14 protein-coding genes are annotated in these 15,699 nt (G+C 47.5%); 3 read left to right on the plus strand and 11 right to left on the minus strand.

Annotated elements, in window-relative coordinates; all coding sequences use genetic code 11:
* Window positions 1-6: 6 nt before the first annotated feature.
* From MKY97_RS24385 to MKY97_RS24405, 5 genes are all read right to left on the minus strand, one after another.
* Window positions 7-3,732, minus strand: coding sequence for a response regulator (locus MKY97_RS24385; protein ID WP_342552798.1), 3,726 nt, complete (start codon window positions 3,730-3,732; stop codon window positions 7-9).
* Window positions 3,729-4,898: a fused response regulator/phosphatase gene (locus MKY97_RS24390; protein WP_342552799.1), complete on the minus strand. Its 1,170-nt coding sequence runs from the start codon at window positions 4,896-4,898 to the stop codon at window positions 3,729-3,731. Before MKY97_RS24390 ends, MKY97_RS24385 begins: the two co-directional genes overlap by 4 nt.
* Window positions 4,899-5,265: 367 nt before the next feature.
* Window positions 5,266-5,610 carry a general stress protein gene (locus MKY97_RS24395; RefSeq protein ID WP_342552800.1) on the minus strand — a complete coding sequence of 115 codons (345 nt, stop codon included), beginning with the start codon at window positions 5,608-5,610 and terminating at the stop codon, window positions 5,266-5,268.
* A gap of 95 nt (window positions 5,611-5,705) precedes the next feature.
* Window positions 5,706-6,239 carry a hypothetical protein gene (locus MKY97_RS24400; protein WP_342552801.1) on the minus strand — a complete coding sequence of 178 codons (534 nt, stop codon included), beginning with the start codon at window positions 6,237-6,239 and terminating at the stop codon, window positions 5,706-5,708.
* A gap of 67 nt (window positions 6,240-6,306) precedes the next feature.
* Entirely contained in the window at window positions 6,307-6,816 is a 510-nt protein-coding gene (locus MKY97_RS24405; RefSeq protein ID WP_342552802.1) for a DUF948 domain-containing protein, read from the minus strand.
* A gap of 222 nt (window positions 6,817-7,038) precedes the next feature.
* Here MKY97_RS24405 and MKY97_RS24410 point away from each other — a divergent pair, with 222 nt between their 5' ends.
* Both MKY97_RS24410 and MKY97_RS24415 read left to right on the plus strand, forming a co-directional pair.
* Window positions 7,039-7,203 carry a DUF1328 domain-containing protein gene (locus tag MKY97_RS24410; RefSeq protein ID WP_342552803.1) on the plus strand — a complete coding sequence of 55 codons (165 nt, stop codon included), beginning with the start codon at window positions 7,039-7,041 and terminating at the stop codon, window positions 7,201-7,203.
* Window positions 7,204-7,580: 377 nt separating this feature from the next.
* Window positions 7,581-8,096 (plus strand): hypothetical protein, encoded by a 516-nt coding sequence (locus tag MKY97_RS24415; RefSeq protein ID WP_342552804.1) that lies wholly within the window; start codon window positions 7,581-7,583, stop codon window positions 8,094-8,096.
* A gap of 100 nt (window positions 8,097-8,196) precedes the next feature.
* On the opposite strand, the gene MKY97_RS24420 is transcribed toward MKY97_RS24415, so the two are convergent.
* On the minus strand, window positions 8,197-9,081 hold the full coding sequence (locus MKY97_RS24420; RefSeq protein WP_342552805.1) for a cation diffusion facilitator family transporter: 885 nt from the start codon (window positions 9,079-9,081) through the stop codon (window positions 8,197-8,199).
* 289 nt (window positions 9,082-9,370) lie between these two features.
* Here MKY97_RS24420 and MKY97_RS24425 point away from each other — a divergent pair, with 289 nt between their 5' ends.
* A complete protein-coding gene (locus MKY97_RS24425; RefSeq protein WP_342552806.1) occupies window positions 9,371-9,559 on the plus strand; it encodes a hypothetical protein in 189 nt (62 codons plus the stop codon).
* A 123-nt stretch (window positions 9,560-9,682) separates the two neighbouring features.
* On the opposite strand, the gene MKY97_RS24430 is transcribed toward MKY97_RS24425, so the two are convergent.
* From MKY97_RS24430 to MKY97_RS24450, 5 genes are all read right to left on the minus strand, one after another.
* Window positions 9,683-11,308, minus strand: a complete 1,626-nt coding sequence (locus MKY97_RS24430; RefSeq protein WP_342552807.1) for an ATP-binding cassette domain-containing protein — start codon at window positions 11,306-11,308, stop codon at window positions 9,683-9,685.
* 224 nt (window positions 11,309-11,532) lie between these two features.
* Window positions 11,533-12,594, minus strand: coding sequence for an MBL fold metallo-hydrolase (locus tag MKY97_RS24435; protein WP_342552808.1), 1,062 nt, complete (start codon window positions 12,592-12,594; stop codon window positions 11,533-11,535).
* Between the two features lie 93 nt (window positions 12,595-12,687).
* Window positions 12,688-12,960, minus strand: coding sequence for a hypothetical protein (locus tag MKY97_RS24440; protein WP_342552809.1), 273 nt, complete (start codon window positions 12,958-12,960; stop codon window positions 12,688-12,690).
* Between the two features lie 7 nt (window positions 12,961-12,967).
* Complete coding sequence (locus tag MKY97_RS24445; protein ID WP_342552810.1) at window positions 12,968-14,002, minus strand: cytochrome d ubiquinol oxidase subunit II; 1,035 nt, start codon at window positions 14,000-14,002, stop codon at window positions 12,968-12,970.
* Window positions 13,999-15,345: a cytochrome ubiquinol oxidase subunit I gene (locus MKY97_RS24450; protein WP_342552811.1), complete on the minus strand. Its 1,347-nt coding sequence runs from the start codon at window positions 15,343-15,345 to the stop codon at window positions 13,999-14,001. The genes MKY97_RS24445 and MKY97_RS24450 overlap by 4 nt, the downstream gene beginning before the upstream one ends.
* Between the last annotated feature and the right edge of the window lie 354 nt (window positions 15,346-15,699).

Raw genomic sequence — 15,699 nt, forward strand, 5'->3', positions numbered from 1 at the left:
ATGAGCTTACGAATACAACCACACCCGCATTAATGATAACAATTGATCGGTTTGAATCGGTTTTTTCACATAATCAGATGCTCCAGCCTCAATACATTTGCCGCGATCCTCTTTCATCGCCTTGGCTGTAAGCGCAATGATCGGCAATTTCTCGAATTTCGGGTTCTGCCTGATCCGTGTCATCGCTTCGTAACCGTCCATCTCTGGCATCATCATATCCATCAGCACCAGATCAAAATCAGGATTGTTCTCCAGTGTCTCCAGTGCCTCGCGGCCGTTCTCAGCAAAAGTAACATCCATGCGGTACCCTTCGAGCACGCTGGATAACGCGAATACATTTCGAATATCATCATCAACCAGCAGAATCTTCTTGCCTTCGAATAACGTTTCTTTGTTGTGCAGCTTCTGCAAAATGCGGCGTTTGTCTTCAGGCAGGTTGGCTTCTACCCGATGCAGGAACAAGGTCGTCTCGTCCAGCAGACGCTCGGGTGACTTCACGTCTTTAATAATGATGGATTCCGCATATTTGCGAAGTTTCATCTCTTCCTTGGAATCCAGTTCTTTCCCCGTATAAATGATAATGGGCAGATCATTCAGATACTCATCATCCCGAATCTGATCCAGCAGCTCGAAACCCGTCATATCCGTCAGCATCAGATCGAGTACCATGCAGTCGTAACGCTGGCTGTGAAGTTCATTGAGAGCTTCCTGGCCTGTAGAAACAGCCGTAATAGCAACATCATCATGACCAATTAATTCGATGATCGCTTTACGCTGTATTTCGTCGTCTTCGACGATGAGCAGCCGTTTCAGCTGATTTTCTGTATAGGATTCGATATGAGAGAATGCTTTATCCAGTGAATCTTTACTCGACGGTTTCTTCAGGTAAGCAATAGCCCCCATCATCAATCCTTGTTTCATATCATCAACAACCGAGATGACATGCACCGGGATATGACGTGTGACCGAACTGCTCTTCAATTCGCCCAAAATCGTCCATCCATCCATTACAGGAAGTTGAATATCAAGAATAACAGCATCAGGCAGGTATTCGCGGGCCATTTGCAGCCCCGTATCCCCTTGAGTGGCAACCAGCGCTTTGAAGCCGCGGCCTCTTGCCATATCCATCAGAATATGGGCAAACTTCACATCATCTTCGATGATCAGCAGTGTTTTGTCTCCTTCAACGATATTGTGAAGATCGTCTTCAATCCGGGTGACCTCTGTGCTGCGAGCTGATGACAGATCAGCTGCACGACTGCGTTCCGGATCAGGCGCAAGAATGGATTGTTGAGATCTGCGCACAGATCCAGAATCAGAAAGCTGTTCCTGCTGCTGTTCTGAAGATACCGCTGCTTCTCTGGCCGCTTCTTCCTCGGCCATTTCGGCTTCCTCATGATTATCCGGCAGGAACAGCGTGAAAGTGCTCCCCACGCCTTCCGAGGACTCTACTTGTATGGCTCCGCCAAGCAGTCTTGCCAGCTCACGGCTGATCGACAACCCTAGACCCGTACCGCCATATTTACGGCTGGTCGTTCCGTCCACCTGCTGGAATGCTTCAAAGATCAGATCCGTCTTGTCGGACGGAATACCAATCCCGGTATCTTTGATGCTGAATCCGAGATACTCCTGATTCGTGTTCAGGTATCCAGGCAGCTCCTCCGGTTTCATACGACGTGCAATCAGGTTCACCGAACCTCGATTCGTAAACTTGAATGCATTCGAGAGCAGATTACGTAAAATCTGCTTCACCCGATGACTATCTGTATAGATCCACTCCGGCAGCGAACTGTCGAAATCAATATTGAGATCCAATTCCTTCTTGTTAGCCATCGGCCCAAAGTTTTGGGTGACAAAGTGGGTCAGCTCATCCAATCGAACCGTCTCATAGTTGATGTCCATTTTACCTGCATCTACTTTCGACAAATCCAGAATCTCATCGATCATTTTCAGCAAGTCTGCGCCTGACATATAAATGGTTTGTGCATATTCCTGCTGCTTGCTGCTGAGATTGCCATCCTTGTTCTCCGACAATAACTGAGACAATATGAGCAGACTGTTCAGCGGAGTTCGCAGTTCATGCGACATATTCGCCAAAAATTCAGACTTGTATTTGCTGGTCATCGACAGCTGCATCGCCTGCTGTTCCAATTGTGTCTTCGTTTTCTCAATTTCATCATTTTTCTCTTCGACCTCGCGTACCTGCTCCTCAAGCGCACGCGTCTTGGCAATCAGTTCGGTATTGAAATGCTCCAATTCCTCCTGCTGGCGCTGCAGCAGTTCCTCAGAACGTTTAAGGGCATCCGTCTGTTCTTCCAGATTTTCATTGGAGCGGCGAAGTTCTTCCTGCTGTGTCTGGAGTTCTTCGGACTGCACCTGCAGCTCCTCCGTAAGGGCCTGAGACTCCCGCAGCAGCTCCTCGACACGAAGACGACGACGAACATTGTTAAGAATGACGCCTAAATTCATAATCAGCTGACCGAACAGCTGCTTGTGCATTTCACCAAAACCTTCGAAAGAAGCCAGTTCTACCACGCCAATCAGTTCATCCTCAAACACGACAGGATAGATCATAATTCCCGCAGCTGGTGCCGAACCTGAAGCGGAACCAATGCTCACATATTGATCAGGCGTGTGGTCCAGCACAATTGGGGTCATATCCAGTGCCGCCTGACCAATCAAACCTTCCCCAATCCGATATACCTCTTTGCCCAGCTCTCCATTCTCTTCAAAAGCGTACGACCCATAGCGTCTCAGCTCATCTGGATGTTTCTCTTCGTCAATCAGATAGACGACGCCCAGCTGCGCACCAAGTACAGGTGTGAATTCGCTAATAAACATCTGGGAAATCTGACGGATGGAGCCGATTCCGCGAAGCAGCTCAGGTACTCTCGCAATGTTGGAGCTCATCCAGTTCTGATCCTGCTGCGCCTGTACATATGCTTTTTCGATCTCCAACTTCTCTTCGAGATCGTTCGAGACATCTTTGAAAACAGTGGCAATCTGCCCAATCTCATCGGTCGATTTGATTTGTATTCGGCGGATCGTCTTGTACCGGCCTTTGCCAAAACTGGTAATCATCATCGACACTGTGTTCAGACCACGCGTAATGCTTGGAAGCACCCAGAGAATGACTCCAAGGGCGAGAAGCAATCCGGCCACCATGATGCTTACCGTTATCTGGACCGCTCTCGTATAGGCAGCATTGGCGTCCTTGATCTCGGCATCAATCTCCTGATCCTGATAACGAGACAGCGCATTTAGGGTGTCCACCGCTCCCTTCTGAACCGCAAGTCCTGTCGAGTTGCGATAGTTGTTCGCATCCTCCACCCGATTCTGGGACATCAGGCTAGTCACTCTTGAAGCATAATTCGTATAAGCATCCCACGCGTTATTCACCTGATCGACAAGTTGATGCTCCGTGGCAGTATCCGCCCGGTCTCTGACTTGTTTCAGATAACCGGCGCCCCTTTCCTTCATTTCCTTCAAGTCCGTTTCTGCTGCTTTGACCGAATTGTTCGGGTTCAATAACAAGTTAGCCAGCACTTTGGCAATATCGTTGACTTCCCCGCGCGCCGCAGAAGTGAATCGGACTTTAAGATAACGTTCCTGATACATCTGATCGATCTGTTTGTTACTGCTGTTAAGCCGTTCATAGCTTACAAAGGTGAGGGCAATCATGATGACCATCAAGGCGGTAAAACCAATCAGCAGTTTATTCCTGATTTTCATTCCGTTTCCGCCCCTTTATCCAATGTAATCCACACCAGACATTTATCATCATCCCGTTCCGGATTGAGTTCATCATCAAAAAACAGCTTCTGCATCGCTTCTTCATTCCACTCATGAGAACCTTTTAACTGTTCTTTCAGAAATTCCAGCTGCTGCTCCTGATCTCCCTGAACCGCTTCGAGCAGCCCATCGGTATACATGGCTATATGCCCGGAACCTTCGTAATGAATAGTTTGAGGTTCAATATCCATTTTGTCGAACAATCCAACAGGACAGCATACGCTGTCAAACGAAGTCACACTGCCGTCACTGCGGAAAAATAAAGCTGGGGGATGCCCGGCATTCACATAATCGATACGCTTCATTCGGGTATCAACGACCAAATAAATCGCTGTAAAGTAGTACTGTACCAGCTGCTTTCCAAGATGCAGCTGGTTAAAGCGGCGGTTCAGCTCCTGAATAACCTTCTCCGGGTCAACATACGTTGTTACCGTATCCTTAAGAACGGAAGCGATAAACATCGTGAACAGGGATGAAGATATGCCGTGCCCCATCATATCGAGAAGCAGTACTCCATACCGTCCTTCTCCGAGAGGAAACCAGGAATACAGATCACCTGCAAGCTCAAAAGATGGTTTATAAATGGCATGCACCTCGAACGATGGATCTTCGATCGCATGGCTCAATACGGCGTTCTGAACCATCGCCGCCAGTTTCAGCTCATCCTGAATCCGCTGGTCACGTTCCTTGTGCCAATCCTTTTCCTGTTTCAAACGTAAAGCCAGCCGAATGCGGGCCATCAGTTCCACTTTGTTAATCGGCTTCGTTACATAATCGGATGCGCCCGCGTCGAGGGCCTCGGCTAATTTTTTGGAATCACCGATCGCGGTAACCATAATAATTGGGATGTCTTTCAGATTTTCGAATTTTTGCACGATGCTGCAGGCTTCAATTCCATCCATTTCAGGCATCATCATATCCAGCAAAATCAGGTCAATATCCGATGTTTTCGGACGCGGTTCGTTGTTATCCTCACCGATTCCCAATACTTCGAACATCTCCATAGCGGAACTTGCTGTCACAATATCGCGGTAATTTTCCTTTTTCAAAATTTCTCGAATGATAATGACATTTGTCGGATTGTCGTCAACAATAAGTATTCTCATTTCTATCTCCTTATCTGTGGCGTCCGGGTTTGTCGATGATTATCAGTTAATCGAACAACCTTATTTATACAAATTTTTCATCCAAAGAGTCAGTAGACATAACAATTCCTAGTATAACTATAATGATAAAACCAGAAAATGACTATCAGAAAATAGCACCATCAAAGGGATTTCCCCTCTATCCTTTTGTAACATTTTTGCATCTGCTGCTCACCTGGTTATCGCCCATGCCCGGGCGAACAACTTGCAAAAACATAGATAAGGAATGGGGTTCACCCCATTCCTTATCTATGTTTTTGATTGAGCCTTTGCTGTTATACCACAGGACATTAACTGATAAAGCAGCCCTGGGTTCAGCCTTTAAAAGTTAGTCTTTCTTTTTGGCAATAACGAGAACCTTGCCTTTATCCAATTCACTCTCGTAAAAGTCAGCCTCGGCTTCTGTGAAACCCATCGATACGATCTTGGCGCGAAGCTCGTCACCACGTGAACGGAACAAATTCGCCATGGAATCGAATATACCTTCCTCTTTCATGCCAATCTCCTTAGCATCTGCCGTATCAGCAATCCGATCTGTACGATCCTTCTCGTGGGCTAGTACGAAGATATGATCAGCTAAGTATCCAGTAGTCTGCAATTCTTTCACCGCTTCTACTGCTTGAACTCCGTTTTCTACCACTTTGGCATAAGCCTGTGCGTTGGTTGAATTCATCGTTTCCACTCTCCTCTGATTTAATCTTCTTTATCGAGCTCTTATAGTATATAACCATACTATTTTACGTTGAAACCTAAGCTGGATTATTGACCTCAGGACACCGCATCGTCAAAAAAGTCAACCCCTTCAATCTCACTGGAGCCCGGTTTCAGATACACTTTGATTGCATACTGACCGCGAACATACACCTCGCCATCCTCAGCTGTATAATACGGTTTGCCCAGCGCTTGATGAATAGCGTCAATGTGCATCGGGATTGATTTCCCATTCACTTTCAAGTCTTCGCGTGATCCATCGACATGCACATATTGAATAATGCCCGTATCTTCACATATTCCAACATGTACATCACGGAAATGATATTCCGGACATCCCAGATAAGGGTCCTTTTTGATATCGACTGGCTGGCCCAGTTTGCCTAACACTTTCTGCTTTCCATCCTCCAGTGAAACGCCATTCAGAGTCCGAAACTGCCCGAACGTCTCGGAATGATCAGCAGCCAAAGTTATTTCTGGCTTCTGTTCCTCCATTACCGTCCACTGCATATCGTGAGCAGCAGGTGCTGCCGGTTGAACGGAAAAGGGAGAAATTACGCTAAACATCGTCACTAGCAGTAGTTTCATCATGATTCTCACCCTTTCATCAGGTTCATCACCGCCCTGAAGGCTTCACCTCATTCAGAACACGGTCATGTTATTTGCGCATACGCTGCCATACATTAGCCGCAACATCGATATATTTCATCCAGTTCTTCCCGCCCTTTGCATCATCATGATATACGGCTTCATAGGACTGCAGTGTACGTTCCGAAGCCGTAGCTGGTGGAGCCGTTACCTGATGGGATTCAGACGTTTTGCCTGTTCCCGCTTTCGGCTGCTTCGTCTGAAATCGGGTCATGAGAGTAGTTGACACCTGCTTGGCTGCTGCCGTCACTTCACTCAGTACTTCTCCCAGATTCTCGACAGATTCCATGACCGGATCAATCTTCTTCATCTTGTGCTGCACATCAGCCGTGATGTCATTCGCATGTCTTACCGTTTGTTTTACTTCATAACTGAGCTCATCGATGGTCTTCTGCACTTCCTGCAGTGTCTGAGAGACGTTATCCAGTGAACCCTGGGCCGATTTCAGTGTGCGAATCAGAAAGAAAACAAGTACTGCAAATGCCACTGCAATCAGGGCCACGCTTAGTTGATAGATCATATTAAGAACAACCTCTCTTTCCATAGTGCGTCGGTTTTGTTATTGCTATAGTTACCCGGGCCTTTCACGGGCGAAACAAAAGAAAATGTGCCTCGATCGATGTATAGCGGTAGAAAAAAACACCATGTTTCAAGTCATTGGCACTCGGTTAAGGTTAGACTACACAGGGCAGTGAGACACAACAGTCCACGCCACAAACCATATTACGAAAGGATGATTATCATGTTAAAATGGTCTGTCGTTTTTCTGATTATTGCACTGATTGCCGGAATCTTCGGGTTTTTCGGGATTGTTGAAGCAGCCGCTTCTATTGCAAAAGTACTCTTCTTCATCTTTGTTGTACTCTTTATCATTTCCCTCATTACAGGAAGAAGCCGAATGCGATGACATGAAAGTGTCTAAATTGGATTCACTTGCTTACATACGAAAGCCGATGATGCCTCCGGGCACGTCGGCTTTTGTTCGTTTCAAGCCAGGTACTCCTTCCTATTTTCCTATATTTATGTATTACACTCCCCTCTGCTTTATTCCAACCTGAATCCCCGAAGAGTCCTGGAAAAACAGGACTTTAATGATATAGCCCGCCCGTTTGTATGCCGCGAAAGTATGAATTTTACAAGCTTGTTATATACCCACAGATGCGCCAGTTGACTCTGGAGAAACCAAGAAAATATTGTTATAATTTGTGATTCAGAGACATGCTTGCTTGGTTACTTTTAACACAGGGCAACAAAAACTACATATCTATCGAGGAGGAAATACAAATGAAAAAAATCGTAAGTTTTGCCGCTGCTTTAACATTGATGGGTTCCATGGCTGCTGCTGCAGGCGCTGAGGAAGCGGTTACCGGCACGGTAACAACGCCAGCATCTGGTACAGAAGCAACTACTACTACACCGGCGACTACTACACCGGCTGTTGAAGTCAACAAACCTGCTGTAGAAACAGTTGAAGGTAATGCTGAGACTGTAACAGGTACAACCGTTGATTCCACAGGCGCTCAAGGTACTTCAACTACAACAGAAACACCGTCCACTGATGATATCAAATTCGAGGAGCCGCTTGTAAAACCAAGTGACGTAGTTACTGCACCAACAATGCTGCTGAACCTGCTCGAGCGCACATGGTTCTATGATGCACCAAACGGCAAACCAATCGGTGCACTGGCAGCCCAAGTCATCGATACGACAGGTGAAGTGGTTGACGGATTTGACGGCGGTGAGTGGGTTCAAGTGTACACATGGAAAGGCAAAGCCTGGATTCATGTTGCTATTCAATAATATGGTATAATCGTTTATAACATAAGTAAAGAGGACAGTACGCAGCATTGCGTCTGTCCTTTTTTTTGATGTACGCGGTCTAAAAATTCTGTTTCGTGGATTAGCTCGGATGTGTCTCTTCTGATCGCGGCTCAACATGCACATGAACATGCATAATATTATGTGATCGTTTCAGACGTTCCTCAACCTGATCACATATTTCATGGCTCTCTATCAGCGTTAATCCTCCGTCCACTTCAATCACCACATCCACCAGTACATGACTGCCATGTACTCGTGCTTTGACGTCCTTAATGATTTCGACACCAGGAACACGGGCAACGGCAGACCTCAAATCATTCAGCTGCTTCTGGTCAAAACCGTCCGTGAGCAGGTGAGTGGAATCACGGAAAATTTCCCAAGCTGTTTTGCATATCAGCAGACCTACAAGGAGTGCAGCCACTTTATCAAGCCACGGTAGTCCAAATTGTGAACCGACAATACCGATGGCAGCACCAATACTTACCCAGGCATCCGAACGATTATCTTTGGCTGCCGCCAGCAAAGCCTGACTGTTAATTTGTTTGGCCAGACGAGAATTGTAGCGGTATACCCCCAGCATGACCACAGCACAGATTACGGCTACACCGGCTGCCCAAAGGTTTGGAGCAGCATAATCACCCGCGTACCATGAACGAACTGCTTCAACCAACACCTGGAGTCCTACAACAGCCATAATAAATGAGGCGATCAGTGCCGCGATCGTCTCCGCCCGAAAGTGACCATAAGCATGATCCGAATCTGGCGGTTTTTGCGAGATGCGCAGCCCGATTAACACTGCAGCAGATGCCACAATATCTGTGGCGTTATTGATGCCGTCTGCAAGCAAAGCGCTGGAAGCAAATAAATATCCACAGATAAGCTTAAAAGCAGATAATACGAGGTAAGCTGCAATACTAATCCAGGCTCCCCGCTCTCCTTTACGTATTTCTTCGTAAGCGTTCAATCGGACGACACTCCTTTTCACGTTTCCAATAACGGTTTTCTCATATTACCAAATGCAGGTCGTGTGGGTCTACAGAAACAGTGTTGCCAAGCCGCATCGCTGTAGGCAGGCTGAAACAAAGTTTCCATTAGGCAGGGCTGTAGAAGGTAAGAAACAATGTTGGTTCAGGCAAAATTGGTGAAAACCGGCATTTTATCAGGTTGCCCTTGTGAGGCTTTTATAAAACGTATAAAATGAGTACATCCCGTCCAATTTGGACGGCTTACTGTAAGACCGGGAGGGATATACAATGAGCGAAAATAAAGAACCGAAAAAGGTCAGCCTGCAGGATGCAATCCGTCAAAAGCTGGCACAAAAGAAAGAGCAGCAAAATTCCGGTAACCAGTCCGGTGCTTACTTTGAAGGCGGCCCTAAAGCGATGAAGAGCCAGAACAACAAAAAGCCGAACAACCAGCGCCGTCGTACAGGCGGATCTTAGTTCCAGACAGATGTACTGGAGTACCGGGGCGGTTTATTCAGCTCCAGCATGAAAAACCAAAAACCGCAGGCCCTCTTATGGAGGACTTGCGGTTTTTGGTTTGTTCTTATTTTAAAAGCGATTTTATGCTTCGACTGGATACATTTTGCTGCGCAGCTCTTTCACTTCTTCGCTTTCCAGATACTCATCATAGCTCATCTGACGATCGATGAGACCTGTAGGTGTGATTTCAATGATGCGGTTAGCAATCGTTTGGATAAACTGATGGTCATGGGATGTGAACAGCATCGTGCCGTCAAAGTCGATCAAACCATTATTCAGTGCAGTGATGGATTCGAGATCCAAGTGGTTCGTCGGCTCATCGAGAATGAGCACGTTCGCACCGGTCTGCATCATTTTTGCCAGCATACAGCGGACTTTCTCTCCCCCGGACAACACACTTGCCTTTTTCAAAGCTTCTTCTCCGGAGAACAGCATACGGCCCAGGAAACCGCGTAGGTATGTTTCGTCCTGATCTTTGGAGTATTGACGCAGCCAATCCACCAAGCTCATCTCTACACCGTCAAAGTACTTCGAGTTATCTTTCGGGAAATACGCTTGAGTTGTTGTTACCCCCCAAGTGTACTCACCACTGTCTGCTTCAGTTTCACCCATCACGACATCAAACAGTAACGATTTGACATTACCGTTCGGGCCAACAAAAGCAATTTTGTCGCCTTTATTCACCACAAAGCTGATATCGTTCAGCATGTTTTCACCTTCAACCGCTTTGCTTAAACGATCAACGGTAAGCAGCTGTTTCCCCGCTTCACGTTCAGGTTTGAAGTTGATAAATGGATATTTACGGTTCGACGGACGCAGGTCATCCAGCGTAATTTTGTCGAGCTGCTTCTTCCGGGAAGTCGCCTGTTTGGATTTCGAAGCGTTCGCGGAGAAACGTTGAATAAAGGCCTGCAGCTCTTTAATCTTCTCTTCTTTTTTCTTGTTGGCATCCCGCTGCAAAGCAAGTGCCAATTGGCTGGACTCATACCAGAAGTCATAGTTACCTACGTACAGCTGGATTTTACCAAAGTCGATGTCCGCGATATGCGTACATACTTTGTTCAGGAAGTGACGGTCATGGGATACGACGATAACGGTACCTTCATAATCCATCAGGAAGTTCTCGAGCCATTGAATAGATTCGAGGTCCAAGTGGTTGGTAGGCTCATCGAGAAGCAGGTTATTCGGACGACCGAACAGTGCCTGTGCCAGCAATACGCGGACTTTCTCGTTACCGCTAAGCTCTACCATTTTTTTGTCATGCATATCACGATCGATTCCAAGACCAATCAGGAGTGCTGCTGCATCCGGTTCTGCATCCCAGCCGTTCAGCTCAGCAAACTCACCTTCGAGTTCACCTGCACGCAGGCCATCTTCTTCTGTGAAGTCTGCCTTCGCATACAGGGCATCCTTCTCTTTCATAATGGAATACAAACGAGAGTGACCCATAATTACGGTTTCGAGAACCGGGTACTCATCATATTCAAAGTGGTTTTGCTTCAAAACGGCCATACGTTCGCCCGGGGTGATGTGCACCTCTCCCGAGTTGGCTTCAATCTCACCGGACAAAATTTTCAAAAACGTTGATTTGCCGGCTCCGTTCGCACCGATCAAGCCGTAACAGTTGCCTGGCGTGAATTTGATATTCACATCTTCAAAAAGCGCACGTTTTCCGTAGCGGAGCGTGATGCCGCTTGTACTGATCATTAAGCATACCATCCTTTATTGGTTAATCTGCATACTGCATGAATAGCAACCTGCGTAAAATCATGGATTCAATATCCGATGCCTATTCTGGCACCATATTATAACACAAAAAAGCGGCAAATTCGAAAATCAGCCGCTTTTTACGGATTAAAGTTTTGGTAAATATGCTGTTCATGCACGTATGTTTATAGATTACCATATCTGGCTGGCTTTTGTTAGCCCCTTTATTCTGTCTCGGCAGTCTCATGCCGGATGCGAAGGGTCTCGCCGTGTCCCAGCACCCGAATCCGTTCCTTGGCGATTCCAAGCCGTTCTCGCTCCGTCTCCAGCCGATCCAGTGCTTCCTTCGGTGTGTCGTCCGCCAGCTTAAAGGTTCCATAATGCATAGGTACCATGAGCTGTGAACCCGTTTCCACGAATCCCTGAAGAGCCTCCTCCGGTGTCACATGCTGGGAAGTCATGAACCATTCCGGATCGTACGCGCCAATCGGCATCAGCGTGACACCAATGTCGAAACGTTCACCAATCGTTTTGAATTCCTTGAAATACCCGGTATCTCCGACAAAATAAAGGACAGGCGGCTCTCCGAATGCCGGTTTTCCACCGCTGGGTTTATGCGAATCTGAATCGGCAGAAACAGATCCTTCGGCCGTCTCCCTCGCCGCTGCCGCAGCGCTCTCTTCTGAAACATGTACGGCGTGATTCGGCTCCAGTACATAACCGCCCCAATGAGACGTATTCGTATCAAACAACGTTCGGCGTGTCCAGTGTTGGGCAGGCACAAACGTAATTTTCACTCCACCGAGCACCAGGTGCTCCCACCATTTCATCTCATGACATCGGTGAAATCCCTTCCGGATCATTTTACGTCTCAAGCCGTCCGGTACAATCAGAAGGGTCTTTGCTGTAACCAGCTTGCGCAGGGAAGCCAGGTGCAGATGATCATAGTGTGAATGAGAGATCAGGATAACGTCGAGCGGCGGAACATCCTGAATCGGAATGCCCGGGGCACCGAGCCTGCGTTGAAATCCCATTTTCTCGGCCCATACCGGGTCAGTCACGATGTTCAGTCCATAATACTGGATGAAAAAGGTGGAGTGTCCGATCCACGTTATTGTAGTTTCTTCCCGGTTGGCATGTAAATAGTCCAGCTCCGGGTCATGCTTCGGGACTTTGTAGGAATAGTCCTTGACTTTGCGCCGGCGCTGTTCTCTCCACTGCTTGAACTCCTTCAACGTTTTGTCTGTACTGACATTATCGATATTGTTATAGCGAATTTTGGGCATGAAGGGGCCTCCTCCCTTCCTCGGTTCTTAACATCAGATTACCCGCATCCCGAACGGTCGTACCACCTGCCATGAAGCACAGCTGTAATGAGATCAATCCTTTGGATTTTTGTATACCGCCATATACACAAACAGAAAAACAATGGCAGCCACCATAATCAGGGGCGGAGCATACATAATCGTAAAGGTCTCAAAGAAGCTGAGCCCCGTGATACCCGGTATGCCTTTCACCCCTTCTTCCAAAAGCGGGTGCAGGTGCAGTCCCGGATAGATGCCTGTCGGCCATGCAGATCTCAGCACCGTAAGCTGCCGGGGAAGCAGAGCAGACAGCATATAGAGAATATTCGAAATCATCGTCGCGAACATGGCGAAGTCATCCTTTCTTTTTTCCGGCGTTACCGCGTACATAATTGGCATCAAACAGGAACAGCTTCATAATCAGCACCAGCGAAGGGATGAGCACCAGCAGCCCCAGACTGAATGCCGTAATCAATGCAATACCCATCGTTCGGTTCGTGAAGCTATCGTAGATGTTGATGTATGGATAGAGAATGTACGGAAGATGCGATCGGCCGTATCCGTACCAGGCGAAGGCAAACTGCAGCATCACTGCGACGAAACACCATCCCAGATATTTCTCTTTCCACACAAGCGACACTGCAATGACAAAACAGATAAAGGATGCGATGAACATCCACGACATATTGACCATCTGTTCGAAGTGAGCCGGATTTTGTTTGTTAATTTGCAGAAAAGCCAGAAAACTCGCGAAAATGGTGGGCAGGCTCCACAGCAGCGCATATTCCCTCAGGACGCCAAAGGCTGGCTCGTCGCCCGCCCGCTTCGCATAATAAGACAGAAACATCGCCGAAATGTACAGCACACTCACCAACGCCAGCAGCACAACAGACCACGTGTAGGGATTCGTCAAAAATTCACGCCAGCGAAAAAATACCTTTTCGCCTGCCTGCTCAATGATCCCTCCTTCGGAAATGGCCAAAATGGTGGAGAATACCGCCGGGATCAGAAGTCCCGTTGCGCCGTACAGCGCTAGATAGATTTTGCTGTTTTTCCCGTGGTTGCCGTAGGTGTTATATGCATAGTACACTCCACGGATTGCCAGCAGGACAATCGCCAGAGAACCCGGCACAAGCAGGGCTGTCCCGTAATAGAACGCACTGTCGGGATAAAATCCGACCAGACCCACCACAAAGAAAATAAGAAACACATTCGTCACCTCCCACACCGGAGACAGGTAACGCTGAATGATGTTATGAATTTTGTTTTCGTGTCCGGTCAAAATGCTGTAAAAGCTGAAGAACCCCGCACCGAAATCAATCGACGCCACAATCAGATAACCGAACAGGAACGTCCACAATATCGCGATACCCGCAATTTCAAAACTCAATGCACGATGCCTCCTTCCAGACCCAGCGAATCCAGTTCCTTCTCCGCCTCTTTGTTGCGGAACAGCTTGCTGATGACGCGGATGCATGAGAAACACAGCACCAGATACAGCAGAATAAACAGCACCAGCATCCAACCGACGGATGTGGAGGTCGTTGCCGCCTCGGACACCTTCATATATCCACGCAAAATCCAGGGCTGTCTGCCCACCTCGGCAAACATCCATCCAAGCTCAATCGCAATCATCGCCAGTGGGCCAAGGAACACGATACCAAGCAGCAGCCATTTGGGATAAGGTTTACGTCCAGGCATCCACCGGCGCAGTACGTAGAGCACTGGAATCAGCAGGATGATGACCCCGGTAGTCACTTTTAGGTCAAACATGTAATGAATGGACAGCGGTGGTCTGAGGTCTGCCGGATATTCCTCCAGTCCCTTCACTTCCGTATCCGGGCGATTGCCTGCCAAAATGCTCAGCGCATAAGGAATCTCGATGGCATATTTGACCTCGTTGTTTTCATCCAGAATACCGCCATAAACGAGCGGTGCCTCCTTCATCGTTTTGAAATGCCACTCGGCAGCGGCCAGCTTCTCCGGCTGATATTTCGCCAGAAATTTACCGGACGAGTCACCGATCATGACGGTGCTGATCGCAAATACAAGCGCAGATACCGTTGTGAGCTTGAGTGCTTTTTTGTAGTACACATGGTCCCGTCCGCGCAGCAGACTGAACGCCGCAATACCCGCCAGTACACCCGCACTCAAAGTATAAGAGGAAGCAAGCACGTGGGATACTTTGGTTGGCGTCGCCGGATTCAGCATGGCAGCGATCGGGTCAATATCCTTCATGATGCCGTTAATCAAGGTGAAACCCTGCGGCTGGTTCATGAAAGAATTCACGGTTGTAATAAAGATCGCGGAAGCGGATGAGCCGAGAGCTACCGGAATGAGCAGCAGCATGTGCGTATATTTCTTTTTGAAACGATCCCAGGTGTAAAGGTATATTCCGAGAAAGATGGCTTCCACGAAAAAGGCAAACGTCTCCATAAAAAGCGGCAGCGCAATGGCCTGACCTGCGACTCGCATAAACATCGGCCACAGCAGACTCAGCTGTAACCCGATGGACGTCCCTGTGACAACACCCACAGCCACTGTAATCACAAAACCTCTGGCCCACCGGCGAGCCAGCAGCGTGTAATGAATATCATTGGTGCGCAGTCCCCGCCATTCAGCCAATGCAATCATGAGCGGTACACCCACGCCAATCGAAGCGAAAATAATATGCACAAACAGGGTCAGACCGGTCAGTATCCGGCTGAGCAGTACAGGGTCCAGAGATGACATGGGCACACTCCTCTTTCGGCGTAATCGTTATCGTTGTTCAGCTGTATAATGATAGATTATGTACAACAGCGGATTCGTTCTGCCTGAACGGATTTTCAATAACTCATAATACGGATGATGCTTTTGACCACGGCATACAGCACAGCCACCGCTGCCACAAGACAGACGATGATAAGTTTTTTCTCTTGTTTGCGAAACATATATGTGTTGCCCTCCTTTTTGCACAGGATGCAAATTATGGCTCTATATACAGTGTGCAAAAGTTCCCGATTTTTTATCCCAGATGACGAAAAAACAATATTAATGATGAAAAATAAAGCTTGAATGCTTAAAATAAAAATAAAAATAAAAAAG

Source organism: Paenibacillus sp. FSL R7-0652, assembly GCF_038595045.1.
In the GTDB taxonomy this organism is placed as follows: domain Bacteria; phylum Bacillota; class Bacilli; order Paenibacillales; family Paenibacillaceae; genus Paenibacillus.